General features: G+C 41.8%; 22 protein-coding genes. 16 read left to right on the top strand and 6 right to left on the bottom strand.

Translation table 11 applies throughout. The features are described 5' to 3' along the window. Window positions 1-25: 25 nt before the first annotated feature. Window positions 26-2821, bottom strand: a complete 2796-nt coding sequence (gene glnE / locus AC1HJP_RS06775; protein WP_480361155.1) for a bifunctional [glutamate--ammonia ligase]-adenylyl-L-tyrosine phosphorylase/[glutamate--ammonia-ligase] adenylyltransferase — start codon at window positions 2819-2821, stop codon at window positions 26-28. A gap of 81 nt (window positions 2822-2902) precedes the next feature. On the opposite strand from glnE, the gene AC1HJP_RS06770 reads away from it, so the two are divergent. Genes AC1HJP_RS06770 through ruvX form a run of 6 tightly spaced genes read left to right on the top strand, consistent with a single transcriptional unit; the run spans window position 2903 to window position 7184 of the window. Then, window positions 2903-3796: a DUF350 domain-containing protein gene (locus AC1HJP_RS06770; RefSeq protein ID WP_480361154.1), complete on the top strand. Its 894-nt coding sequence runs from the start codon at window positions 2903-2905 to the stop codon at window positions 3794-3796. Between the two features lie 33 nt (window positions 3797-3829). Beyond that, window positions 3830-4306, top strand: coding sequence for a hypothetical protein (locus AC1HJP_RS06765; protein WP_480361153.1), 477 nt, complete (start codon window positions 3830-3832; stop codon window positions 4304-4306). Window positions 4307-4363: 57 nt separating this feature from the next. Beyond that, on the top strand, window positions 4364-5098 hold the full coding sequence (rsmE, locus tag AC1HJP_RS06760) for a 16S rRNA (uracil(1498)-N(3))-methyltransferase (RefSeq protein WP_480361152.1): 735 nt from the start codon (window positions 4364-4366) through the stop codon (window positions 5096-5098). Window positions 5099-5153: 55 nt separating this feature from the next. Continuing rightward, window positions 5154-6110 carry a glutathione synthase gene (gene gshB, locus AC1HJP_RS06755; protein ID WP_480361151.1) on the top strand — a complete coding sequence of 319 codons (957 nt, stop codon included), beginning with the start codon at window positions 5154-5156 and terminating at the stop codon, window positions 6108-6110. Between the two features lie 48 nt (window positions 6111-6158). After that, window positions 6159-6719, top strand: a complete 561-nt coding sequence (locus AC1HJP_RS06750) for a YqgE/AlgH family protein (RefSeq protein WP_480361150.1) — start codon at window positions 6159-6161, stop codon at window positions 6717-6719. A 15-nt stretch (window positions 6720-6734) separates the two neighbouring features. Next, complete coding sequence (ruvX, locus tag AC1HJP_RS06745) at window positions 6735-7184, top strand: Holliday junction resolvase RuvX (protein WP_480361149.1); 450 nt, start codon at window positions 6735-6737, stop codon at window positions 7182-7184. A gap of 3 nt (window positions 7185-7187) precedes the next feature. On the opposite strand, the gene AC1HJP_RS06740 is transcribed toward ruvX, so the two are convergent. From AC1HJP_RS06740 to AC1HJP_RS06730, 3 genes are read right to left on the bottom strand one after another with little or no spacing between them, the layout of a single operon-like run. Further along, window positions 7188-8090 carry a hypothetical protein gene (locus tag AC1HJP_RS06740; RefSeq protein ID WP_480361148.1) on the bottom strand — a complete coding sequence of 301 codons (903 nt, stop codon included), beginning with the start codon at window positions 8088-8090 and terminating at the stop codon, window positions 7188-7190. After that, on the bottom strand, window positions 8071-9189 hold the full coding sequence (locus AC1HJP_RS06735; RefSeq protein WP_138482677.1) for a PilT/PilU family type 4a pilus ATPase: 1119 nt from the start codon (window positions 9187-9189) through the stop codon (window positions 8071-8073). The genes AC1HJP_RS06740 and AC1HJP_RS06735 overlap by 20 nt, the downstream gene beginning before the upstream one ends. Before the next feature lie 12 nt (window positions 9190-9201). Next, window positions 9202-10248: a type IV pilus twitching motility protein PilT gene (locus AC1HJP_RS06730; RefSeq protein ID WP_138482675.1), complete on the bottom strand. Its 1047-nt coding sequence runs from the start codon at window positions 10246-10248 to the stop codon at window positions 9202-9204. Between the two features lie 30 nt (window positions 10249-10278). On the opposite strand from AC1HJP_RS06730, the gene AC1HJP_RS06725 reads away from it, so the two are divergent. From AC1HJP_RS06725 to AC1HJP_RS06695, 7 genes are all read left to right on the top strand, one after another. Next, window positions 10279-10962, top strand: a complete 684-nt coding sequence (locus tag AC1HJP_RS06725) for a YggS family pyridoxal phosphate-dependent enzyme (protein ID WP_480361147.1) — start codon at window positions 10279-10281, stop codon at window positions 10960-10962. 14 nt (window positions 10963-10976) lie between these two features. Beyond that, window positions 10977-11798: a pyrroline-5-carboxylate reductase gene (gene proC, locus AC1HJP_RS06720; protein WP_480361146.1), complete on the top strand. Its 822-nt coding sequence runs from the start codon at window positions 10977-10979 to the stop codon at window positions 11796-11798. A 9-nt stretch (window positions 11799-11807) separates the two neighbouring features. Next, window positions 11808-12341, top strand: coding sequence for a YggT family protein (locus tag AC1HJP_RS06715; protein ID WP_349285682.1), 534 nt, complete (start codon window positions 11808-11810; stop codon window positions 12339-12341). A gap of 12 nt (window positions 12342-12353) precedes the next feature. After that, window positions 12354-12788, top strand: a complete 435-nt coding sequence (locus tag AC1HJP_RS06710) for a DUF4426 domain-containing protein (protein ID WP_480361145.1) — start codon at window positions 12354-12356, stop codon at window positions 12786-12788. Window positions 12789-12795: 7 nt separating this feature from the next. Further along, entirely contained in the window at window positions 12796-13383 is a 588-nt protein-coding gene (locus AC1HJP_RS06705) for an XTP/dITP diphosphatase (RefSeq protein WP_480361144.1), read from the top strand. 2 nt (window positions 13384-13385) lie between these two features. Beyond that, window positions 13386-14522, top strand: a complete 1137-nt coding sequence (hemW, locus tag AC1HJP_RS06700) for a radical SAM family heme chaperone HemW (protein WP_480361143.1) — start codon at window positions 13386-13388, stop codon at window positions 14520-14522. Between the two features lie 79 nt (window positions 14523-14601). Beyond that, window positions 14602-16428 (top strand): DUF885 domain-containing protein, encoded by a 1827-nt coding sequence (locus tag AC1HJP_RS06695; protein ID WP_480361142.1) that lies wholly within the window; start codon window positions 14602-14604, stop codon window positions 16426-16428. Window positions 16429-16563: 135 nt separating this feature from the next. Here the strand turns inward: AC1HJP_RS06695 and AC1HJP_RS06690 are convergent, their stop codons facing one another. Further along, the gene (locus AC1HJP_RS06690) at window positions 16564-18387 is read right to left on the bottom strand and encodes a sensor histidine kinase (protein ID WP_480361141.1); all 1824 of its coding nucleotides are present in this window, start codon (window positions 18385-18387) and stop codon (window positions 16564-16566) included. 307 nt (window positions 18388-18694) lie between these two features. On the opposite strand from AC1HJP_RS06690, the gene AC1HJP_RS06685 reads away from it, so the two are divergent. The 3 genes from AC1HJP_RS06685 to phaC all read left to right on the top strand — a co-directional run bounded on the left by AC1HJP_RS06685 (window position 18695) and on the right by phaC (window position 21725). After that, window positions 18695-19444 carry an SDR family oxidoreductase gene (locus AC1HJP_RS06685; protein WP_480361140.1) on the top strand — a complete coding sequence of 250 codons (750 nt, stop codon included), beginning with the start codon at window positions 18695-18697 and terminating at the stop codon, window positions 19442-19444. A 70-nt stretch (window positions 19445-19514) separates the two neighbouring features. Further along, window positions 19515-19859: a phasin family protein gene (locus tag AC1HJP_RS06680; RefSeq protein ID WP_058030660.1), complete on the top strand. Its 345-nt coding sequence runs from the start codon at window positions 19515-19517 to the stop codon at window positions 19857-19859. Window positions 19860-19958: 99 nt separating this feature from the next. Beyond that, on the top strand, window positions 19959-21725 hold the full coding sequence (phaC, locus tag AC1HJP_RS06675) for a class I poly(R)-hydroxyalkanoic acid synthase (RefSeq protein WP_480361233.1): 1767 nt from the start codon (window positions 19959-19961) through the stop codon (window positions 21723-21725). Window positions 21726-21786: 61 nt separating this feature from the next. Here the strand turns inward: phaC and lpdA are convergent, their stop codons facing one another. Continuing rightward, window positions 21787-23214 (bottom strand): dihydrolipoyl dehydrogenase, encoded by a 1428-nt coding sequence (lpdA, locus tag AC1HJP_RS06670; RefSeq protein ID WP_480361139.1) that lies wholly within the window; start codon window positions 23212-23214, stop codon window positions 21787-21789. Window positions 23215-23314: the final 100 nt, after the last annotated feature.

The following is a 23314-nucleotide window of genomic DNA, read 5'->3' as shown; positions in this document are numbered from 1 at the left end:
CCATTTATAAATTCTAATAGCAGACTTAGTAGAAAAGTTGCTGCCAAATATTTCTGACTTGTTCAACCTGAGCGGCTACCAATGCTCTTGGCACACACCGTCCGTGCTGATTTAAGCTATTTAAATGATAGTGCTCACGAAGTGTGCAATAACACTCTGTCAAAATAGCTTGTTGCTCTGAGCTAATCACACCTTGCTGCGCAGCACTTTCTAGAATACGAATATTATCTGAAAAATGCGTGAGTTCATGAAAATTCTTAGCATGATTTAACACCAGAAACTGAGCGATAAACTCAATGTCTGTCATGCCGCCATGACCTTGTTTTAAATCAAATGCTTGTTCACTGTCTTTCGAAAGATGCGCGCGCATTTTTTCGCGCATTTTAACTACATCATCTTTCAATTGAGCTTCGTCCCTTGCTGTACATAAAATACCTTTTCGGATCTCTGCAAAGCGTTCGACTAACTCAGTCTCACCGTAAATCATTCTCGCTCGAGTCAAAGCTTGATGTTCCCATGTCCACGCCTGTGACTGCTGATAATGATTAAAGCTTTCAATATTAATGGCCAACAAGCCTGAGTTCCCCTCTGGACGAAGCCTTGTATCAAGCTCATATAAAATCCCTGATGCTGTACGAGTATTGAATAAGTGCATCAAACGCTGAGCAAGTTTTAAATAAAACTGGCGCGAGGAGATCTGCTTCTTACCAATCGTGCTGCTATCACCTTGTTGATTATGGACAAATACTAAATCAAGATCTGAGTCATAACCTAGCTCTAAGCCTCCCGCTTTACCGTAAGCGATGACTGCAAAGCCCTTATTAATCTCATTACAGCCCTGTGGCTCACCGTAGCGGCTCACCATCTGCTGCCAAGCTAGATTCACCGACTGAGATACGATTGCTTCGGCAAGCGCTGTTAAGTGATCACTGACTTTCATGATACTCAACACGCCAGTCGCATCCGCGGCGGCAATACGTAATTGATGCGTTTGTTTAAATTGTCTTAGCGCTTCCATTTGTAACTCGAGATCATCTTGCTCGATACGTAAGAAATACTGCCTAATTTCAGTCTGATACTCACTCAAGGGTAAAGGTTTATAAAGCGCTGCGGGGTCAATTAGCTCATCAAGTAATATTGGATATTTTGCAATATGTTCAGCGATCCAATTGCTATGACCACATAACAGTACCAATTGCTTCAGTGCGCCTTGATTCTCAAACAATAATTCTAAATAAGTAGTTCGAGTCACTATCATTTCAATAATGTTTAAAACCCGCTGCAATAACTCAGCTGAGCTTTTTTGCTGTGCCAGAGCGTGTAATAAAGCAGGCATCAACTTATCAAGTATATCTCGCCCTCTTACGCCTACATGACGCTTATTCAGCTTGGTATCAAACTCAACCAGCACACTTTGCCATTGCGCTAATTTTTCAGTTTCGAGTATACCTTCTAATTGCAAGCAATCTCTTTGTAACCAAGCATAGCTATAGCTGTCGTCAAAATTCGTTTGCTCTTGAGGTTCATCACCCACCACAAGGGCAAACTCTTGTCGAACTGACTCCATTACCTGGTTGATCTGCGGCAAAGTTGACTGAAAATCTGGCTGGTCGAGTAAATAAGCCAGTCTCGCTTTATCTAACTCTGCATCGGGCAAAGTTTGCGTTTGTTGATCATCAAATGCTTGCAGGTATTGCTCGACTCTGCGGAGAAATAAGTAATGACGCTTTAAACTAAGGCTGACTTCACCTGGTAAAATATCAAGCAGGGTTAATTCTGAGATGGCAGCCAATATAGAGGGGGTTTGCAAGCCAACATCTCGACCTCCACGGATCATCTGAAGTGCTTGCACTATAAATTCTACTTCACGAATACCACCCGCACCGAGTTTAATATTATTTACTAGCCCTTTTCTGCGTACTTCTTGCGCGATGAGATGTTTCATTTTTCTAAGCGACTCAATCACTGAAAAGTCGATATAACGGCGATATACAAAAGGTTTAAGTAGTTGCTTAAATTCATCCCAATAACAGGTTTCTTCCCCTAACGGCCTTGCTTTGAGCATCGCATAACGCTCCCACTCACGGCCTTGGTCTTGGTAATAATCTTCCATGGCAGCAAAGCTCATCACCAAAGGCCCACTTTCACCGAATGGTCGAAGGCGCATGTCCACTCTGAATACCTGTCCGTCTGCGGTCACTTGGTTTAACGCGCTAATCAGCTTTTGCGCAACCTTAGTATAAAACACTTGGGACTCGAAACTGCGTCTACCGCCTTGCGTAGGTACATTTCTTGGGTAAGTAAAAATTAAATCAATGTCTGATGAAAAGTTAAGCTCTCCGCCACCGAGCTTGCCCATGCCTAAAACCAACATTGGCAGAGGGTTACCTTGTTCATCTAACGGGGCACCACATTGCTTTGTTGTTTGAGCAAACGCCCATTGATTCGCAGCCCCGATTAAAGCTTCTGACAGCTTAGAAATATACTCAATACTGTCTTCGATGGGGTTTTGATGAACCAAGTCTAACCACATCACCTTTAGCCAGTACTGCTGGCGATATAAACGCAGTTGTTTAAAACATGCCTGCTCACTCAGTTCGGCTAGGTCACCTGTCAGTGGCTCTGGAACGATACGACAGTCAATATTAAGTTGCTGTAACCAAGCCCCTAACTCAGGTCGTTTTTCTAAAATTCTAAATGCAAAATCACTGAGCCCTATTAACCGCCCAAGTTGTTCATCATAAGGCTGTGCGCCATATAATTGCTGCCAACGTTGCTCAGCTAATTGCAAAAGTGAAAGCGGAAAATCGACCTGATGCATAAAAAATCTCCAAAGCTAGGTAGCTCAATGAGTTGGGAGTCGTTATAGTTAATCTATTAAAACCATAACATTACACGTTATATGTCATATTTGTCTTTACTCGATATCAATATTTTTGCCATTTTAGTTTGTTTTGTATTAGCAAGCCTGATTGTGATTGGTCATCGTCTGATCATGCAATACAAAGCCAAAAAAGCCCTCGAATCTGAAATTGCCAAACGCGATAACTTTGCCTTCGGCATTAACTACGCCTGTCAGATCGGCATCATCGCGATCACAGGTGCGTATATCTTTCCTGATGTATATGAACACCTAACTGCGGGTCACTTTCCCTTAGCCATACTTACCGTTCTGATTTCCTTTAGTTTTATTTTGCTAGGTCAATATATTCATCGTAAGTGGATTTTAAATCGCTTTAATGAAGAAAAAGCCATCATGAAACAAAATATCTGTGCAGCTCTCGTTGATTCAGGCATGTTGTTAGGCAATACCATACTGGTATTAGGTATTTTTCACTGGCTTCACCCACAGGGCGTCAGTGATTTATTGGTGGCAACGATGAGCTTTATTGTTTTACAAATCGTATTCGCTATTGATAGCAAGCTCAGAGAAATGCGATTTGCCAAAGCAAACCAAGGTGCTTCATTACAACAAAACTTTAACCTTGCGAATACCTCAATTGGTATACGCTATGCGGGTAAAACCATAGGGCTTTCGTTAGCGCTTTTCGCAGGGTTACAGAGTGCGCCTTATCACGGGGCCACCATAGTCGAGAATATTAATAGCGTATTGCTTCACTGTGGAATAATGTGGGTATTGTTATACTCAATGAGCTTTTCTCTTATTCATTTTGCTCTGCCCAAAGTGAATGTAGGGTTAGAAGTTGATCACCAAGATAACATTGGCGTTGCCTGTATAGAATTTGCGGTTTTCACTGCTATGGGCTATTTACTTATTAATCTCTTTTCAGTCTAGTACGTTAATCACTGACTGAAGCAAGGTGAAGGTATGGCGACTTGTTTTGAAAATTTTTTACTCATAGACAGTAATGCTGAGTTCAGCAGAGATTTTGTTACCTATCAAAATCAACAATTTCCAAACAAGCCGCAACACCTTATTGTTGCAGGTGAAGATACGCGTCATTTAGTAAAAATGATGTTCGACAATTTGATCAAAGACTACTGCTATTGTGACTTTGCCAACGAAATAAGTGTGACTGAGCTTGCCGCTTATTTGTTAGAACATCATCAAATTGCTGGAGTGGTCATCCATGATTTAGATTTTCACCTCGCAAATGAAGAACAAAGAGCCATATTTAACTCTCTCCACCCAACCCGCTATTTAGTTGAAATCACGCCTGAGGGTTATAACTACAGTAAAATTCCCGATGTATTTCATGAAAATCACATGTCTTGTCACAGTGAACATCTTGATGAAGCCGATAAATCAATCGAAGCTTCTTTATGTAAATTAGAGAATGACTAGACGTCGCTTTCGCTTAGCCTTACTATTGCCTCACCTTTGTTTTTAAGTCTAATCACTATGCGCGTTCCTCATATTTTTCAACCTTCTGAGTTAAGTCTTAACACCTCTGTTCAGCTTTCTGATGATGCTGCTGGCCATATTGGTCGAGTGTTAAGAATGCAACAAGGCGATCACGTCTCTTTGTTTAATGGCGAAGGGGGAGAGTATTTGTGCGAACTGACCGAAGTAGGCAAAAAGTCGGTTACAGCAACACCTATCGAATTCAAAGAAGTTGACGTTGAATCACCTCTTAAAATTCATCTGGGTCAGGGGATCTCTCGCGGTGATAAAATGGATTTCACCATTCAAAAATCTGTAGAGCTCGGTATCACCGAAATCACCCCCTTGTTCACAACCCGTTGTGGCGTAAAACTAACCGGTGATCGCCTCGCTAAGAAGCACCAGCAATGGCAAAAAATCGCCATCGCTGCTGCCGAACAATCTGGTCGAAATTTTGTAACCAAGATCCATCCTCCAATTCAATTATCTCAATGGCTGTCACAGCAAAGTGAAGAGTTAAAGCTAACGCTACACCCTCGTGCCGAGCACAGTATTAAAACTTTACCAGTACCAACATATGGTGTGCGTTTTGTAGTGGGACCTGAGGGCGGCTTTACCGATGAAGAAATGGCTGCGACCTCAAAGCAAGGCTTTGTAGATGTTCGCTTAGGCCCACGAGTACTTCGCACAGAGACAGCCGCTTTAACCGTATTAAGTGCACTGCAATTGCAATTTGGTGATTTAGCACTTTAAAAGTGCTTTTCTACCCCCATATTGATTAAAACATTCAAACAACTAGGTAAACATTATGGCAATTAAACTCGGTATCATTAGCGATCCAATCAGTGGTTTCAATATCAAAAAAGACACTGGCTTTGCCATGATGCTCAGTGCACAACAACGTGGCTATGAGCTGTACTACATGGAAATGGACGACTTGTTTTTATATCAAGGCCAAGCCCGTGCAACCGCAGCTAAAGCGACCGTGTTTGACGATGTAGACAACTGGTATGCACTAGAAGATAAGCAAGATATTGCCCTGAGTGACCTAGATGTGATCTTAATGCGAAAAGATCCGCCATTTGATACTGAATACATCTACGCAACTTATATTCTTGAACGCGCTGAAGATGCTGGTACTTTAGTGGTTAATAAGCCGCAAAGCTTACGCGATGCTAACGAGAAGCTATTTACTGCGTGGTTTAGTGAGCATACACCAGATACACTGGTCACGCGCTCTCAAGCACAAATTCGCGAGTTTTTAACTAAGCATGGCGATATCATTTTAAAGCCACTCGATGGCATGGGTGGCGCATCAATCTTCAGAGTAAAACAAGATGACCCTAATATCGGCGTGATCTGCGAAACCCTAACTGAACATGGTAGTCGATTTGCTATGGCACAACAGTACATTCCAGAAATTAAGCAAGGCGATAAACGTGTTTTGGTTGTGAATGGTGAAGTCATCCCATACTGCTTAGCGCGAATTCCTCAAGGTGGTGAAACCCGAGGTAACCTCGCCGCAGGAGGTCGTGGTGAAGCCCGTCCAATCAATGAGGATGATTTAAAAGTCGCGCAAGCTGTTGCCCCAACCCTAAAAGAAAAAGGGCTCATTTTTGTTGGCTTAGACATCATTGGTAACAAGCTAACCGAAATCAATGTCACAGCGCCAACCTGTGTAAAAGAAATAGAAGCGGCGTTTGATATTTCAATTATGGATAAACTCTATGAGGCGATCGAAGAAAAACTAGCCCATAATAAATAAACTAAATGGGGCAATATGCGCCCCATCTTCTGACATAAGGCCATCAATATGCAATCATCATTAGAAAATCATTTCTTAATCGCAATGCCGAGTTTGCAAGATCCCTATTTCAAACAAAGTGTGACGTATATTTGTGAGCATAATGAAGAAGGTGCGATGGGGCTGGTGATTAACCACCCCGTCAATGTCACCGTAGGTGAACTACTCGATAAAATTGATATCGAGAATAACAAGATGAGTGAAGCGGCTAAACGCCATGTCTTTGCCGGTGGTCCTGTAAACACTGACAGAGGGTTTGTGCTTCATACGCCAAAATTGGGCTACTCATCGAGTCAGGAGCTGAGCTCAGAGATAATGATCACCACATCTAAAGATGTACTCGCAAGTCTGACTTATGATGACAGCCCCGGTGAATTTATTATTACTCTTGGCTATGCAGGTTGGGAACAAGGCCAACTAGAACGTGAGCTTTCCGAAAACAGCTGGTTAGTAATCAAAGCTGACCCTGCAATCATTTTTAACACGCCTGTAGAGCTACGCTGGCAAAAAGCTGTAGAAATGCTTGGTTTCGATATCTCTAAACTTGCAACTATCGCAGGCCACGCCTAATAAAGAATATAGTTAATGACAAATAATAAAGAAAAAACGCCCATTGGCCAACGAACGGTCATGGGCTTTGATTTTGGTACTAAAAGCATTGGTATTGCTGTTGGTCAAGAGATCACCGGCACAGCCAATAGTGTTGGTGCAGTGAAAGCGCGAGATGGCATTCCTAATTGGGATGACATTGCTACACACATCAACGACTGGAAGCCTGATTTATTAGTGGTTGGCCTTCCTTTGAATATGGATGGTACGAATCAACAAGTCACATTCCAAGCAAAGAAATTTGCCAATCGCCTTCACAATAACTTTAAACTTCAAGTTGAAACCCAAGATGAACGACTGACCACCACTGACGCAAAAGCGCGTTTGTTCGAGCAAGGTGGCTATCGTAATTTAGGCAAGAGTAACGTAGACGGTATGTCTGCGGTTATCATTTTAGAAAGTTTTTTTGAATCGCTTTGGGACTAATTCTTACCTAGTTGATAACTGATTTAAAACCTCATATTTTGACAGATCAGGAATAAAGCCTGCTTGCGTGTAGGCTTTTATGATCATGCCGCGCTCCCTTAATACCTTTAACCCTTTTTGCAACGCTTTAAAAGCTTCTTTACCGTATGGGTGCGCTTTCGATACAACCAAATGTCGACTACCGTCCAAAAGCATCACTAAACTTGGGTGAGCAACTAACTTTATACCTTCTAAATTAAATTCATTTTTAAGACTCGGCATCAGTGGCATTAACATAAAGTCAGCCCACATCATGCTTACCATACGCGCTTGTGAAACCCACTCATGTTCAACAAATAGCTTATCTAATGGCAGGTTATGTAAGGTTTCCCAGTCGGTACGCCAGCGTGGTGTGCTGACTGAGGTGTAGTTTATCAGTTGCTGATAACTCTGAAGCTGCTGCATTTTTTTATTATTTGGTGAATAGAATACACCCGCATAGTACTCACCTCGTTTGATGAGCGCTTTACTGACATACACAGAATCAGACATTGCTTTGGCATCTTCTAACCAATAACTGTCCATGCTAAGTAACAGTTTTCCTTGCTCTAGCAGTTTGGTATTTCTAAAGTTGACGTTTCCAGTTTGATATTCGAACTCTTTTGAAAAGCCACCTAACGCAAGTGCTTGTTGCGCTAAAATCATATCAACAACATCTCGACGAATATACTCACCAGAAAAGTCAGTGATCTCTGAGACGTTACGGCCGTTTAGGAAGCGTTTGTAATCGATATACACATCATCTCTAACGTATATTTGTATTTTGTTTATACCTAATGCGTTGACTGTGTGACTAAAAAACACAGTCAACATAGGCAGTACAAAATATAAACTTCTTAAATACTTATTATTTTGAGTCCAACCCATCAACAGTCACACCTTGTAGGAAACCTGCGCCTTGCTGTTCATTATTCTGCAGCTTTATCATTAAGCGTAGATCATTTGGCGAGTCTGCGTAGTGAAGCGCGTCAGCATAATTAATACGACGTTGTTTATAGAGCTCAAACAATGCCTGATCAAAGGTCTGCATCCCCATCTCTTTTGACTTCGCCATGGTTTCTTTAATTGAACCTATGTCACCCTTTTTGACAAGCTCAGCAACCATTGGCGAGTTAAGTAAAATCTCGATGGCCGCTTCGCGCCCCTCGCCTTTCGCTGAAGGTACGAGTTGCTGAGCAACAATTGCACGTAAGTTCAATGCTAGGTCATACTTGAGTTTATCATGTTTCTCTTTCGGAACCAGATGCATAATACGGTCTATCGCTTGGTTAGCGTTATTTGCGTGCAGTGTTGCAACACATAAATGACCAGTTTCAGCAAAGCTGAGCGCGTATTCCATGGTTTCTTGAGAGCGAATTTCACCAATTAAAATGACATCAGGCGCTTGTCGCAACGAGCTCTTTAACGCCGCTTCAAAACTCTCGGTATCAATGCCTACTTCACGCTGCGTGATAATGCTCTTTTTGTGCTCATGCACAAATTCAATTGGATCTTCAATTGTTAGAATATGACCACGCTGATTACGGTTGCGATAACCTAGCAGTGCAGCTAGTGATGTTGACTTACCTGTGCCTGTACCACCGACAAATAACACCAGACCACGCTTTGACATGATCACATCTGTCAAAACAGAAGGTAAGCCCAAATCATTCACATCAGGAATTTGCGTCACAATGCGACGCAGTACCATACCCGCACAATCTCTTTGCCAAAATGCAGAAACACGGAAACGCCCTTCATCGGTAGCAATCGCGAAATTACATTCTTTTTCGCGATAAAATTCTTCTTTTTGCCTGTCATTCATTGCTGACTCAACAAGCTCAAGAGAGGCTTCGGGTGTTAAACGTTCCTCACTTAAAGGCGTTAATTCACCATCAATTTTGGCACTCACAGCTAGACCCGCAGAAACAAATAAATCTGATGCTTGTCGGTCTACCATGGCTTGTAAGAATTGATTCAATAACATGACGGCCTCTCCTTACATATTTGGACCAAATTGCGCTTTATCATGCGCTTTTGTTTGTGCATCTTGCGCTGTGATAAGGCCGCGGTTAACCAAGTTCTTCAAACATTGATCCATAGTTTGCATGCCATGCATAGCACCGGTTTGAATAGCCGAGTACATTTGCGCAATTTTATCTTCACGAATTAGGTTACGGATTGCAGGAATGCCAAGCATAATTTCGTGTGCAGCCACACGGCCTCCCCCTACCTTTTTGACTAGTGTTTGTGAAATAACCGCTTGTAGTGATTCTGACAGCATTGAACGCACCATATCTTTTTCTTCACCTGGGAAAACATCAATAATACGGTCAATGGTTTTTGGTGCCGATGTGGTGTGCAAAGTACCAAACACTAAATGACCTGTTTCAGCTGCGGTCATAGCGAGACGAATAGTTTCTAAATCTCGTAATTCACCCACTAGGATAACATCAGGATCTTCACGCAACGCTGAACGAAGTGCCGCTTTAAAGCTGTGTGTATCTCTATGCACTTCACGTTGGTTAATTAGGCTTAATTTATTTTGGTGGACAAATTCAATAGGATCTTCGATGGTCAAGATATGGTGGTGTTTATTATTATTTATGTAATCAACCATAGCGGCTAAGGTGGTTGATTTACCAGAACCGGTAGGACCGGTAACCAGTACCAAGCCTCGCGGTTTATCCGAGATATCCTTAAAAATATCTGGTGCACCTAACTCTTCAAGTGAAAGCACTGTTGACGGAATAGTACGGAACACAGCCGCTGGGCCACGGCTCGTATTGAATGCATTTACACGAAAACGCGCTAAATTAGGCACTTCGAACGAAAAGTCTACCTCTAAATTTTGCTCATAGTCCTTTCGCTGATTATCATTCATAATATCGTAAACAAGGCTATTTACGTCTTTCGATTCTAACGCGGGAATATTTACACGACGCACATCGCCGTCAACCCGGATCATCGGCGAAACCCCCGATGATAAATGTAAATCCGAGGCTTTATGTTGAACACTAAAGGCCAATAATTCAGTAATATCCATGTATGACTCCAAAACGAGCTGAAATATAATATGGTTACAATAGCAGAACGTCTGAGCTGCGCCTACGATCGCGTGATAAAAGCAGAACAAAACAGTCCATTTTCCGATACAGTGCAATTACTTGCCGTGTCTAAAACCAAACCAATTAACTTCATTGAAGAGGCCTATGACGCAGGGCAACGTCAATTTGGCGAGTCTTACGTACAAGAAGCCGTTGATAAGATTCAACACTTAAAAGATAAAAAAGACATTGAATGGCACTTTATTGGCCCGATCCAATCAAATAAATCTCGCCATATTGCGGAGCACTTTAGTTGGGTGCAAAGTGTTGACCGTTTAAAAATTGCAAAACGCTTAAACGAGCAACGACCAAATAACCTGATGCCATTGAACATCCTGATCCAAGTAAATATCAGTGAAGACGAAAATAAGTCGGGTTGTCAGCTTTCAGAGCTAGATGAATTGGCCACATTTATTGCTGATGCACGTCAATTAAACCTGCGTGGTTTAATGACCATCACCGAAAAAACCGATGATGAGCAGAAACAATTACAATATTTTCAGCAAATGCGGGCTTGCTTTGATAAACTAAAGCACCAATATCCTCAAGTAGATACCCTATCTATGGGTATGAGTCAGGACTTAGAGCCTGCCATCATTGCTGGGGCAAACATGGTGCGTATTGGCACCGATATTTTTGGAAAAAGACAATAAGGTAAGCACAAACTATGTCAAATAAAACCATCGCGTTTATCGGAACAGGTAACATGAGCTATGCCATCATCGGTGGTATGGTAAAAAGTGGCTTCGATGCAAACAGCATTATTGCTACTAACCGCAATCCAGAAAAACTAGCAAAAGTTGAAACTGACTTAGGTGTGAACGCCACATCAGATAACCTTTCGACAGTAAAGCAAGCCGATATTATCGTACTCTCTGTTAAACCACAGATGATGGCAGAACTTTGCCAAACATTCCAAGACGCAGGCATAGACATGAGTAGCAAACTATTCATCTCAGTTGCTGCGGGCATTACGGTTAAGCGCTTACGTGAAATGCTGGGGTTTGATGCAAAACTCGTACGCTGTATGCCAAATACACCGAGCTTATTAGGTAAAGGCGTCAGTGGCTTATTCAGCGATGCAATTAGCGATGAAGAAAAAGCCATTGTCACTGATATGTTCAACGCAACAGGCATAGCACTATGGTTAGAGCAAGAGTCACAGATAAATGACATCATTGCTGTAACAGGCTCATCGCCTGCGTATTTCTTCCTATTTATGCAATCTATTGCTGAAAAAGCCGTAAACCTTGGCTTTAGCCATGAACAAGCTCGACTACTAGTGCAGCAAACTGCATTAGGCGCGGCTGAAATGGCGTTTGCCAATGATGACATTTCACTCGAACAACTGCGCGCCAATGTGACATCAAAAGGTGGAACAACACACGCGGCTGTTGAATACTTAAAATCACAAAACTTACAAACTACCGTTGCCGACGCTATGGACGCCTGTATCGCTCGCGCTGAAGAAATGGAACAACAGATCTAGGAGGCAGCCATGACTGCTATGCAATTTTTAATTGGTATCGTATTCGACCTATTTTTAATGGTCGTGTTACTGCGTTTTTGGCTACAGTTAGTTCGCGCTGACTTTTACAATCCTCTCAGTCAAACTGTTGTTAAAGCCACTTCTTTTGCGGTTAATCCACTGCGCAAAATCATTCCTGGTGTAGGTGGCTTAGACCTCGCCTCTTTGGTGCTTGCTTTCTTAGTTGGTTTTGCCAAAGTATCTTTGCTCATGGTGATGTTTTACGGTGGTTGGGAGCCTGTAGGCGCCGCAATCAATGGTGTTATCACTGTATTAAAAGAAGCCTTTACGCTGGTATTTTGGATATTAATTATTCGTGCAATCATGAGCTGGGTAGCTCAAGGCTATAACCCGATTGCCGCGGTATTTGACCAACTTACTGAGCCAATGCTACGCCCAATTCGTAAAGTTATCCCACCTCTTGGCGGTTTAGATTTATCTATTTTGGTATTAATTATTGGCCTGCAGTTCGTGCAATTATTAATCATGGACTTGCTAGGTTAATTAGGAGTATTTATGCGAATTTTGATTGCTTGCATCCTAGCTTTAAGTGGCTTTATTGCCTCTGCTAATTCTGTACAAGGTGGACAATATAAAGAACTCGGCCCATGGCAAGTGCACTACATAGCTTTCCCTTCAACGTTTATTCAACCTAGTATCGCCAAAGCCTATGGGCTTGAGCGTAGTAACTATAAAGGCGTGATTAATATCTCAGTGCTTGCCAATAAAAAGGGCACGCCTGCTCAAAAAGCCAAACTCACAGGTGAAGCAAAAAATCTCCTAGGTACTAAACAAGTACTGGAATTCAAAGAAGTGGTTGATGGCGACGCCATTTATTACCTTGCCCAAGTTGATTTTCGCAATGAAGAGGTTTACCGCTTTAAAATCAACATTAATCAAGGCAACAACTTCCAAGTTTTAAACTTTCAACAAAAATTCTACGTGGACTAATTAACTGATGAGTCAACAAATCGTTCTTGCCACTGGCAACCAAGGTAAAGTGAAAGAGCTGGGCGCAATGCTTAATGAGTTAAACATTGAAGTATTACCACAAAGCCAGTTTGATGTACCTGACGTGCCAGAAACAGGCACTAACTTTATCGAAAATGCCATTATTAAAGCGCGCCATGCAGCTAAAATTACCGGCCTGCCTGCAATCGCAGATGACTCAGGTCTTGAGGTCGATGCTTTAAACGGCGCACCAGGTGTGTACTCTGCACGCTTCGCCGGTGAAAACGCAAATGACCAAGACAACATCGACAAGTTACTGGTTGAGATGCAAGGTGAAACTGTGCGTTCTGCGCGTTTTTGGTGTGTGTTAGTTTATATGCGTCACGCTGATGACCCGACGCCACTCGTTTGCCAAGCAAGCTGGGAAGGGGCCATCACAGAAGATCAACAAGGCCGTGAAGGCTTTGGTTATGATCCGGTGTTTTATGTAGCAAGCGAAGGATGCACGTCTGCACAATTAACGAAGGAGCAAAAAAATGCCCTGAGCCATCGTGGTCAGGCACTGCAGCAACTCGTTGCTAAATTAAAAGGCTAATTGTGCAACTTCCTCCTCTAAGCTTATATGTGCACGTACCTTGGTGCGTGCAAAAATGCCCTTACTGCGACTTTAATAGCCACGGTCAAAAGGGTGAAATTCCTGAACAAGAATATATTCAACACTTACTCCACGACTTGCAGGCTGATTTGCACTTAGTGCAAGGTCGTAAATTACACAGTATTTTTGTCGGTGGTGGCACGCCAAGTTTGTTATCGGGTAAGGCTTATCAATGGCTGTTAGCCGAAATAGAAAAGCTTATTCCCTTTGAAGATGATATTGAAGTTACCCTAGAAGCGAACCCGGGCACAGTAGAGAAAGATAAGTTTAAGCATTATGTTGAAGCGGGTATTAACCGTATCTCAATTGGAGTGCAAAGCTTACAAGCCGACAAGTTAAAATCTCTAGGTCGTATTCATGGTGAAAATGAAGCCATAAACGCAGCAAAAGAAGCGCAAGCTGCAGGTTTAAATTCTTTTAACATGGATTTAATGCATGGGCTTCCGGGTCAAAGTGTCGAAGATGCGTTAAGCGATTTACAAAAAGTCATTGCACTCAGCCCGCCTCACTTATCTTGGTATCAACTGACCATCGAACCTAATACTCAGTTTGCCTCAAAACCACCTGTTCTACCTGAAGATGAAACATTGTGGGATATCCAAGAACAAGGTCAAAAATTACTGGCTGAAGCTGGCTACGAGCACTATGAAATCTCAGGCTACGCTAAACCAGGTTATCAATGTAAACACAATTTAAATTATTGGCGCTTCGGTGATTATCTCGGTATAGGTTGTGGCGCCCACGGTAAGATAACTCAGCCTGAACAAGGTGGCATTTTACGAACTGTAAAAGTGAAACACCCTCGTGGTTATATGGATCTTAGCAAGCCATATTTATATGAGAGCTGGCAAGTTGAAAATGAAGACCGCCCATTTGAGTTCTTTATGAACCAATTTAGACTGCGAGAGCCATGCAATAAAAGTCAGTTTATTGATTATTCTGGCTTAGCGATAAGCAAAATTGAAGCTGCAATTAACACTGCTCTTGATAAAGGATTAATAGAAGATTTAGGCCATTCATGGTTGGTTACAAATAAAGGCCACCGTTTTTTAAATGACCTGCTAGAATTATTTGTTTAAACAGCATCGCTGTTTTTATAAAAATAAAAACGCGCTCGGATAATCCATAGCGTACAAAAAAACTCAAAGGTAGATAACAATGCGTAAACTCACCATTATTGCTGCAGCAATCAGCGCAGCATTTTTGGCTGGTTGTCAGCAAACTGCTGAAAAACCTGCTCCTGCACCCCAAGTTCAAGTTGTTCAAAGTGAAGTAGAAAAAGCCAATGCGCTTTTCGAAGAAATCTTCATGGATGGCGTCATGCGCAGCCCGGTATACCAAACTTACATGGGCATCAAAAAAGACTATGATAAATGGGATGATGACAGTGAAGCTCGCGCACTTGAAGATCTTGAAATCACGAAAAAGAATCTTGCTCGTTTAACTGCAATTGACCGCAGCAAACTTGATGCTAATACTCAGGTTAGCTATGACCTAATGCAACAAAGCTTAGAAAATGGCATTGCTGATTTCAAATGGCGCTACCATAACTATCCGGTTAACCAAATGTTTGGTACGCACTCAATGGTGCCTGCATTTTTAATTAACCAACACCAAATCACTAGCGTAGAAGATGCAAAAGCATACATCTCTCGTTTAAATGGCGTCACCAAAGTATTCGATCAACTTATTGACTCTTTAGAGATCCGTGCACAAAAGGGCATTATTGCACCTAAGTTTGTATTCCCTCATGTAATTGATTCAAGCAAGAATATCATTAAGGGTGCACCTTTTGAAAAAGGTGAAGACTCTACATTACTTGCTGACTTTAAGCGCAAAGTGAACAAGCTAGAGATTGCTGATTCAGAAAAAGCAGCGCTTATCAATGAAGCGACAGAAGCACTTAAAACCGCTATCAAGCCATCTTACAACAAGCTAATTAACTACCTAGCTAAGCTTGAGAAAAAAGCAGATACCCGTGATGGTGCTTGGAAGTTCCCTGAAGGTGAGGCATTCTTTAACAATGCCCTAGCTCGCACAACAACCACAGATTTAACAGCGAAAGAGATCCACGAAATTGGTCTTGCTGAAGTAGCACGTATTCATGATGAAATGCGTGAAATCAAAGACAAGGTTGGCTTTAAAGGCGACTTAAAAGCATTCATGGAATTCATGAAAACTGACAAGCAGTTCTACTTACCTAATACTGATGAAGGTAAAGAGAAGTATCTTAAAGATGCAACTGCGATGATCGACAACATGAAGTCTCGCCTTGATGAGTTATTCATTGTTAAGCCAAAAGCAGACATGATCGTTAAACGTGTTGAAGCGTTCCGTGAAAAAGCGGCTGGTAAAGCTTTCTACCAGCAGCCTGCGCCAGATGGTTCTCGCCCTGGCATTTACTATGCAAACCTGTATGACATGGAAGCAATGCCTACTTACCAAATGGAAGCACTTGCTTACCACGAAGGTATCCCAGGTCACCACATGCAAATTGCTATCGCGCAAGAGCTTGAAGGTGTCCCTAAATTCCGTAAATTCGGTGGTTACACAGCTTATATCGAAGGTTGGGGTTTATACTCTGAGCTAGTACCAAAAGAAATGGGCCTATATGAAGACCCATATTCAGATTTTGGTCGTCTAGCGATGGAGCTGTGGCGTGCATGTCGTCTAGTGGTAGATACAGGTATTCACGCTATGAAGTGGACTCGTCAAGAAGGTATCGATTACTACGTGAATAACACTCCTAACGCTAAGTCTGACGGTGTTAAAATGGTTGAGCGTCACATCGTAATGCCTTCTCAAGCAACCGCTTATAAAGTCGGTATGCTTAAGATCTTAGAACTACGTGAAGATGCTAAGAAAGAGCTTGGTGACAAGTTTGATATTCGTCAGTTCCACGATGTGGTACTGAAAAATGGCCCAGTACCGCTTAACGTACTAGAAAAGTTCGTTGACGAGTGGGTTGCGAGTAAAAAAGCTTAACCGCTAAAGTGACATAAAAAGCCATGATTCTCATCATGGCTTTTTTGTTTTTATAAATTTTTTTAAGGGATGAATTTATACCAATCCTCTTAATTAAGTGAGTTATTTTGAGGGTAGATATAACTCATTTAAGCACTAATCCATTTCCTCTGAGCTTACGTCAGATAATTGTTTTTGTGAAAATTCAGTCTCTGACAAAATAATATGAAGGCAAGCACCACCATGCGCAGGGCTTTGCATTTTCACTTCCCCTTTCAGCTTTTGCGTGACCAAATTATGTATGATGCTCATACCTAGACCAGTGCCACCACTATGACGTTTTGAAGTAATAAACGGCTCGAAGATCACTGGTAAAATTTCTTTGTCTATGCCCATGCCATCATCTTTAAAATAGATATGCACAAAGTCATTTACAACCATTGCCGACACCACAATATGGAGTTTCTGATTAGCTATTTTGCCATGTTTAATACTGTTATGAATGCACAGGTTAATGATCTGATTGATTGCTGAGGGGTAGCTATTAATAAACAACCCTTCTGAAATATCAAAGGTGATATCATAATTATCGGCAGGTAATAAACCGTCATTAATTCGAAAAGCCTGCTCTACTTGATCAAGTAAATTAAAGTAGTTCAAATCATCAAAGTGCTGATTAGAAGAAATAAGTTTAAACTCTTCAATAAGCTGCTCACTAACAGTGAGGTTACTTTCAATAATATCTAGCGTACTTTCTAGATGACTTATCATCTCAGTAATAGAGGCGTTTTCATCTAGCCCATCTCTTAGGTTACTTTTCATGATGGCTATTAACTCAGCCATATCACCCTTGCCACTTTTTACTTCTCCAAGTGGCGTATTGAGCTCTTGAGTAAAACGATGAATAACATTACTAAAACTCGCCACTTCAGCATCTTCTAATAAACGTTTTTGCGCCGAAGACAAACGCACTAGTAGACCATCAAGGTATTCTAGTAATTTATCGACATGTGTGCCTATTTGACCTAACTCATCGGTATTATTGAGATTAGTCCTGAGTTTAAAGTTTTCATGTTCAACAACCTTGTCTAAGACATCATTGATCACATTGATCTTTTTCGAGACTCTTGCATGCAAGATCATCAATAGAACAAAGCACACAGAGCAAATCAAAATTATCATACTTAGTAAGCTTAAAACCCAAGCCTGCTTGGTATCATGGTCCTGTAAAATAATAGTATTACTCAATCCCAATATTTTGGTTGTTAGCGCATTTTTTTGCTCATCAAGTAGCTTTCTCAACCCCTGCTTAGAGTTCAAACCAATTTCTGTGAGCACTGCACTGTAAGATAAAAAGCCTTGTCGATAAGCTTTAAGAAGCAGTGCCGCTTGAGGGTTTTCGGATTGCAGCTTTTGATATAACGTATCGTAAATTCCAGTATGACGTTCAATATAGGCATGATCGTGTCGCAGTAAAAAGTCTTTCTCGGCACGTCGTAATTCAAGTACCTTAAGCTCTAACATGGGTTGTTCAGCTGTTTGCACATAACTTTGTAACTGATGAGCGTGACGTCTAAACAAGCCATATACGCCCTCATCAGCCTCATGACCTAACTTGATTTGGAACTGCTCAAAACGCTTTAAAGTTTGCCTTAGTTGTGCGGTATTAGATTCTATTGCGGAAAGTTGCAGCATGACTCTTGGCTCATCTAAAAGAAGTTGAGCAAGCTCACCGTATTCTTTTTCGAACTGAAAATAATGCATATCGAAAGACTCAATAAATTCTGGCTGCCTTTCTTGTATGTAGTCATTTTTTACGCCAACTAACCGAGCTGCGGCTAACTTCAGACGATTTAACTGCAGTTCAACTTGCTGAGTATGATCTATGTGTGAATACATTAACCAACTTGCAAGCATGATTAAAAACACACATGTGCTCGAAGCAACTTTAAAAATGAGTAATGAAGACTTAACGCGCATAGACTGACCTTAATTTTTCCTTACTTTAAGTTTAGTAAAGAAAACTAGATTTAGATCAAGTTATAAATTGTGCAAATTTTGATCATAACGATAGACTATATGATAAACCGCGCTATGGGGTTTACGCTTAAAGTAAGCCGCAAGAGTGAGTTCTTAAAAAGGTCATGGTTTGGTTAAAAAACTGTCACTTTTTTCGCAAATAATGAAGTCACTTAACGATCACTCAAGTGAATTCACTAGTGTTTGTTGCCATAAACAAACATGACAAATGCAGTTAAATTGTCATAAAAGATGTAGGGAAATCATCATGGATATACAAAAAACTGCCATTGTAACTGGCGCCTTTGGTGGCATTGGTACTGCCATCGTTCAATCTCTTGTAGAAAACCAATTCTTCGTTATCGCTGTTGCAAGTCAACGCCGTACTCAAGCGGACTTTGACAAATGGCTAAACGATACAAACATCAATCCAAAACATGTCCAAGCGGCGTTTTTAGATGTTACAGATACACAAGCTTGTAAACTTGCCCTAGACGACCTTATCGAAGAGCATCAACACATTGATGTGTTAGTTAACAACGCAGGTATCACTCGAGATACCACGTTCAAGAAAATGTCGATTGAACAATGGCGCGAAGTCATTGATACCAACTTAAACTCTCTTTTCAACATGACCCAACCCTTGTTTGCACATATGTGTGCGCAAAAGCAAGGTCGTATCATCAACATCTCAAGTGTAAACGGCCAAAAAGGACAATTTGGACAAGCAAACTATGCCGCAGCAAAAGCGGGCATGATCGGCTTTTCTAAATCTCTAGCTTATGAAGGGGCACGCGCGGGTGTCACAGTAAATGTAGTTGCTCCCGGTTATACAGAAACCCCAATGGTTGCAGCAATGAAACCTGAGGTACTAGATAACATTCGCGGCCAAGTACCTATGCAGCGTTTAGCGACCCCAGAAGAAGTCGCCAAAGCAGTGCGCTTTTTAGCATCTGACGATGCGGCTTATATCACAGGTGAAACACTCGCTTTAAACGGCGGTTTATACATGAATTAAGTTAGTTGAGTAAGCAGTTAACGCTCAACCCATTTTTTGCACAATCTCAACGACTCAAAAGGAAAACGTTATGTACACTGATTTACTAAACACACTAACTGAACAAAACCAAAAGTTTTTCGGCCCAGCTATTAAGTTCAACCAACTAGTTGCAAAGAACATTGAGCAGCTAGCAAGCATTCAAATTGATGCAGTACAAAACATCTCAAATGCTTCTGTATCGCAATTAAAAGCTGCGACTGAAGTACAAGATGTAAAATCTGCAATCGATTTTAACTTAAGCCAAGTTTCAGCAATGACGCAACTAAGCCAGCAAATGATCGAAGATGGTCAAAAGCTAACTAAACTAGGTCAAGAGTTTAAAGACAACCTTGAAACTCTAACTAAAGAGCAAATGCAAACTGCTCAAGCTTAAGACTTATTTAGGTAGCGGTATTTCTGCCGCTACCTGCTCTTCTTGCCTTCATGCTGCGACACCCAAGCAGCGTCTAGTTGTGTCATTAGGACAATCATGATGAAGATGGATAACGACGCCTTAAATGCTACGATGCAATCTTGGTGGCAACAAAACCAAGAAATTTTTAACTCCTTTACCCAAAGCCTGAGCCAACAAAGCCCTGTTCAACAAGCTTTAAACGAACAAAACAGCAAAGACTTTACTACCTGGTTGCAAGCGCTAAGCCAGCAGCCTGAGACATTAATAAAGAATCAAACGAACTGGTGGCAACAGCAATTGCAGATAATGCAAAATGCGATGCAAGCCGGTGACGAAAACGTTGCGCCTGTCATCAGTGAAGAACGTGGCGACCGCCGTTTTAAAGACGAGCAATGGCAGCAAAACCCATGGTTTAACTACATTAAACAAAGTTACTTATTATTTGGTGAGTCACTGTTACAAAACATTCGTGATACTCAAGGGCTAGACGAAAAACAAAAAGAACGCCTTGAGTTTTTTGCCAGACAAACCATTAACTCGCTTGCGCCCAGTAACTTTATCAGCACCAACCCTGAACTACTCAAACTCACCCTAGAATCAAAAGGTGAAAACCTAGTAAAAGGCTTTGAACTGCTTAAAAAAGACTTAGACAAAAGCCAAGACATGCTGCGTATTAGCATGACTGAAGAGCAAGCTTATAAACTCGGTGAAGACTTAGCGACGACACCGGGTCGTGTGGTGTATCAAAACCATTTATTTGAATTAATCCAATACAGTGCAACCACAGAGCAAGTACTCGAGACACCGCTATTAATCATTCCACCTTATGTAAACAAGTACTATATCTTAGATTTGCAACAGCAAAACTCAATGGTGAAATGGGCTGTCGATCAAGGCCACACCGTATTTATGATGTCGTGGAAAAACCCTGATCCGAGTATGGCACACATCAGCTTTGAAGATTATGTGGTCGATGGCGTGATAGCTGCCCTTGATGCCATCGAGAAACATATAGGCACAAGCTATGTCAATGCTATGGGCTATTGTATTGGTGGTACTTTACTGACCACAACATTGGCTTATTTCACAGCGAAGCGAATGAAACAGCGCATCAAAAGTGCGACCTTATTAACCACATTGCTCGATTTTGCACAACCTGGAGAGATTGGTGTCTTTATCAATGAGCCAACAATTGCTGCACTTGAGGCGTATAATACTGAAAATGGTGTCATGCATGGTCACTCACTCGGCACCGCATTCAGTATGCTCAGAGAAAACAGCCTATACTGGAATTATTACGTGAATAATTACCTCAAAGGTAAAGCACCTATGAATATGGACTTGCTTTACTGGAATGGTGACAGCACTAACCTTACCGCAGCATGCCATAACTTTATGCTGCGTAACCTCTATTTAGAAAACAAGCTGGTAGAACCAAAAGCAATCAGTATTCGTGGTACTAAAATTGATTTGAGCAAGGTAAAAACACCAATTTATATGCTCTCAACGCGTGATGATCATATTGCGCTTTGGCAAGCCACATTTAAAGGTGTGCAAAATACCGCTAGCCCAGTGACTTTTGTGCTGGGTGAGAGTGGCCACATTGCCGGTGTAATTAATGCGCCTGAGGCAAATAAATATGGTTATTTCTTTGGCCCAGAAGCCAAAGGAGAAGCACAAGATTGGTTTGATAAAGCGCAGCATCAAACAGGTTCTTGGTGGCCTCACTGGCATCAGTGGCTCAATAACCTAAATGACACAAAAGTAAACGCCAGAGCAACGCATACTGACGAAAAGCCAGGGATTTATGATGCACCTGGAGAATATGTAAAGGTGACACTTTAATGTAGCTGATAACAAAAAACCCGCCGAAGCGGGTTTTTTTTAAAAGCTTTAAATCAAAGAATTACTTCTTCTTTTTAACTGCTTTTTTGTTTGGTAGGTCAGTGATTGAACCTTCAAAGATTTCAGCTGCTAGACCGATTGACTCGTTCAGAGTTGGGTGAGCGTGGATAGTAAGCGCTAGGTCTTCACCGTCTGCACCCATTTCTACCGCTAGGCCGATCTCACCAAGCATTTCACCTGCATTGATACCAACCATTGCACCACCGATAACGCGACCTGAGTCTTTATCGAAGATAAGCTTAGTTGAACCTTCAGTACGTGCTGAAGCGATTGCACGGCCAGATGCTGCCCACGGGAATACCGCAGTTTCAATGTTAAGGCCTTGCTCTTTTGCTTCTTTCTCAGTTACACCAACCCAAGCGATTTCTGGATCTGTGTATGCGATTGAAGGAATACACTTAGGATCGAAGTAATGCTTCTGACCAGAGATAACTTCAGCTGCAACGTGTGCTTCGTGAACTGCTTTGTGCGCAAGCATTGGTTGACCAACGATGTCACCAATCGCGAAGATGTGGTTTACGTTTGTCTTCATTTGCTTGTCAGTGTTGATGAAGCCACGCTCGTCAACAGCTACACCCGCTTTTTCAGCGTCAAGTAGTTTACCGTTAGGTGTACGACCTACAGCAACAAGTACTTTGTCGTAACGTACTGGCTCAGCTGGAGCGTTCTTGCCTTCGAATGATACGTATAGACCGTCTTCTTTCGCTTCAACAGCCACTACTTTCGTAGAAAGCATTACGTTGAACTTGTTCTTAACGTATTTTTGGTAAATTTTGATGATGTCTTTATCAGCTGCTGGTACTAGTTGATCAGCAAATTCAACAACGTCGATTTGTGAACCTAGCGCACGGTAAACAGTACCCATCTCAAGACCGATGATACCACCACCTAATACAAGTAGCTTCTCAGGTACGTCTTTAAGTTCAAGTGCACCTGTTGAATCGATTACACGCTCATCTTCTGGGATGAAAGGTAGGTTTACAGGCTGAGAACCCGCTGCAATGATTGCATTGTCGAAAGTAACCGTTGTAGTACCGTTTTCGCCTTCAACAGCGATAGTGTTAGCACCTGTGAATTTGCCGTAACCGTTAACAACGTTAACTTTACGCATCTTCGCCATGCCGTCTAAGCCACCAGTTAATTGACCGATTACAGACTCTTTCCAAGAACGGATTTTGTCTAGGTCGATTTGTGGAGCACCGAAAGTAACACCATGAGATGCCATTTCGCTCGCGTCGTCGATTACTTTAGCAACGTGAAGTAATGCTTTTGAAGGGATACAACCTACGTTCAAGCAAACACCACCTAGAGTGTTACGTGATTCAATAAGTGTAACGTCTAAACCTAAATCAGCAGCACGGAAAGCTGCAGAGTAACCACCAGGACCACCGCCTAGTATAACAACTTGAGTTTTGATCTCGTTGCTCATGTTTTAACCTTAATATTTTGCGAACGGGTTATGCCAAATTGGCGTTGCCCTACTCGTTATACTCACTGCCATGTCATCCATTTGTCAGGAGGAACAAGGG

The sequence above is a fragment of the Pseudoalteromonas sp. NFXS53 genome, assembly GCF_056629255.1.
Note: the sequence above shows the minus strand (reverse complement) of the source record. Positions and strands in the feature narration are given on the sequence as shown.

Bases quoted from the DNA above. Each gene is read 5' to 3' on its own strand.
- ruvX (WP_480361149.1), top strand. From the start codon at position 6,735: ATGACAAATAATAAAGAAAAAACGCCCATTGGCCAACGAACGGTCATG.
- AC1HJP_RS06680 (WP_058030660.1), top strand. From the start codon at position 19,515: ATGTACACTGATTTACTAAACACACTAACTGAACAAAACCAAAAGTTT.
- AC1HJP_RS06770 (WP_480361154.1), top strand. From the start codon at position 2,903: ATGTCATATTTGTCTTTACTCGATATCAATATTTTTGCCATTTTAGTT.
- AC1HJP_RS06685 (WP_480361140.1), top strand. From the start codon at position 18,695: ATGGATATACAAAAAACTGCCATTGTAACTGGCGCCTTTGGTGGCATT.
- AC1HJP_RS06750 (WP_480361150.1), top strand. From the start codon at position 6,159: ATGCAATCATCATTAGAAAATCATTTCTTAATCGCAATGCCGAGTTTG.
- AC1HJP_RS06735 (WP_138482677.1), bottom strand. From the start codon at position 9,189: ATGTTATTGAATCAATTCTTACAAGCCATGGTAGACCGACAAGCATCA.
- proC (WP_480361146.1), top strand. From the start codon at position 10,977: ATGTCAAATAAAACCATCGCGTTTATCGGAACAGGTAACATGAGCTAT.
- glnE (WP_480361155.1), bottom strand. From the start codon at position 2,821: ATGCATCAGGTCGATTTTCCGCTTTCACTTTTGCAATTAGCTGAGCAA.
- AC1HJP_RS06765 (WP_480361153.1), top strand. From the start codon at position 3,830: ATGGCGACTTGTTTTGAAAATTTTTTACTCATAGACAGTAATGCTGAG.
- AC1HJP_RS06710 (WP_480361145.1), top strand. From the start codon at position 12,354: ATGCGAATTTTGATTGCTTGCATCCTAGCTTTAAGTGGCTTTATTGCC.
- lpdA (WP_480361139.1), bottom strand. From the start codon at position 23,214: ATGAGCAACGAGATCAAAACTCAAGTTGTTATACTAGGCGGTGGTCCT.
- AC1HJP_RS06705 (WP_480361144.1), top strand. From the start codon at position 12,796: ATGAGTCAACAAATCGTTCTTGCCACTGGCAACCAAGGTAAAGTGAAA.
- rsmE (WP_480361152.1), top strand. From the start codon at position 4,364: ATGCGCGTTCCTCATATTTTTCAACCTTCTGAGTTAAGTCTTAACACC.
- AC1HJP_RS06690 (WP_480361141.1), bottom strand. From the start codon at position 18,387: ATGCGCGTTAAGTCTTCATTACTCATTTTTAAAGTTGCTTCGAGCACA.
- AC1HJP_RS06730 (WP_138482675.1), bottom strand. From the start codon at position 10,248: ATGGATATTACTGAATTATTGGCCTTTAGTGTTCAACATAAAGCCTCG.
- gshB (WP_480361151.1), top strand. From the start codon at position 5,154: ATGGCAATTAAACTCGGTATCATTAGCGATCCAATCAGTGGTTTCAAT.
- AC1HJP_RS06715 (WP_349285682.1), top strand. From the start codon at position 11,808: ATGACTGCTATGCAATTTTTAATTGGTATCGTATTCGACCTATTTTTA.
- AC1HJP_RS06740 (WP_480361148.1), bottom strand. From the start codon at position 8,090: ATGGGTTGGACTCAAAATAATAAGTATTTAAGAAGTTTATATTTTGTA.
- AC1HJP_RS06695 (WP_480361142.1), top strand. From the start codon at position 14,602: ATGCGTAAACTCACCATTATTGCTGCAGCAATCAGCGCAGCATTTTTG.
- phaC (WP_480361233.1), top strand. From the start codon at position 19,959: ATGAAGATGGATAACGACGCCTTAAATGCTACGATGCAATCTTGGTGG.
- AC1HJP_RS06725 (WP_480361147.1), top strand. From the start codon at position 10,279: ATGGTTACAATAGCAGAACGTCTGAGCTGCGCCTACGATCGCGTGATA.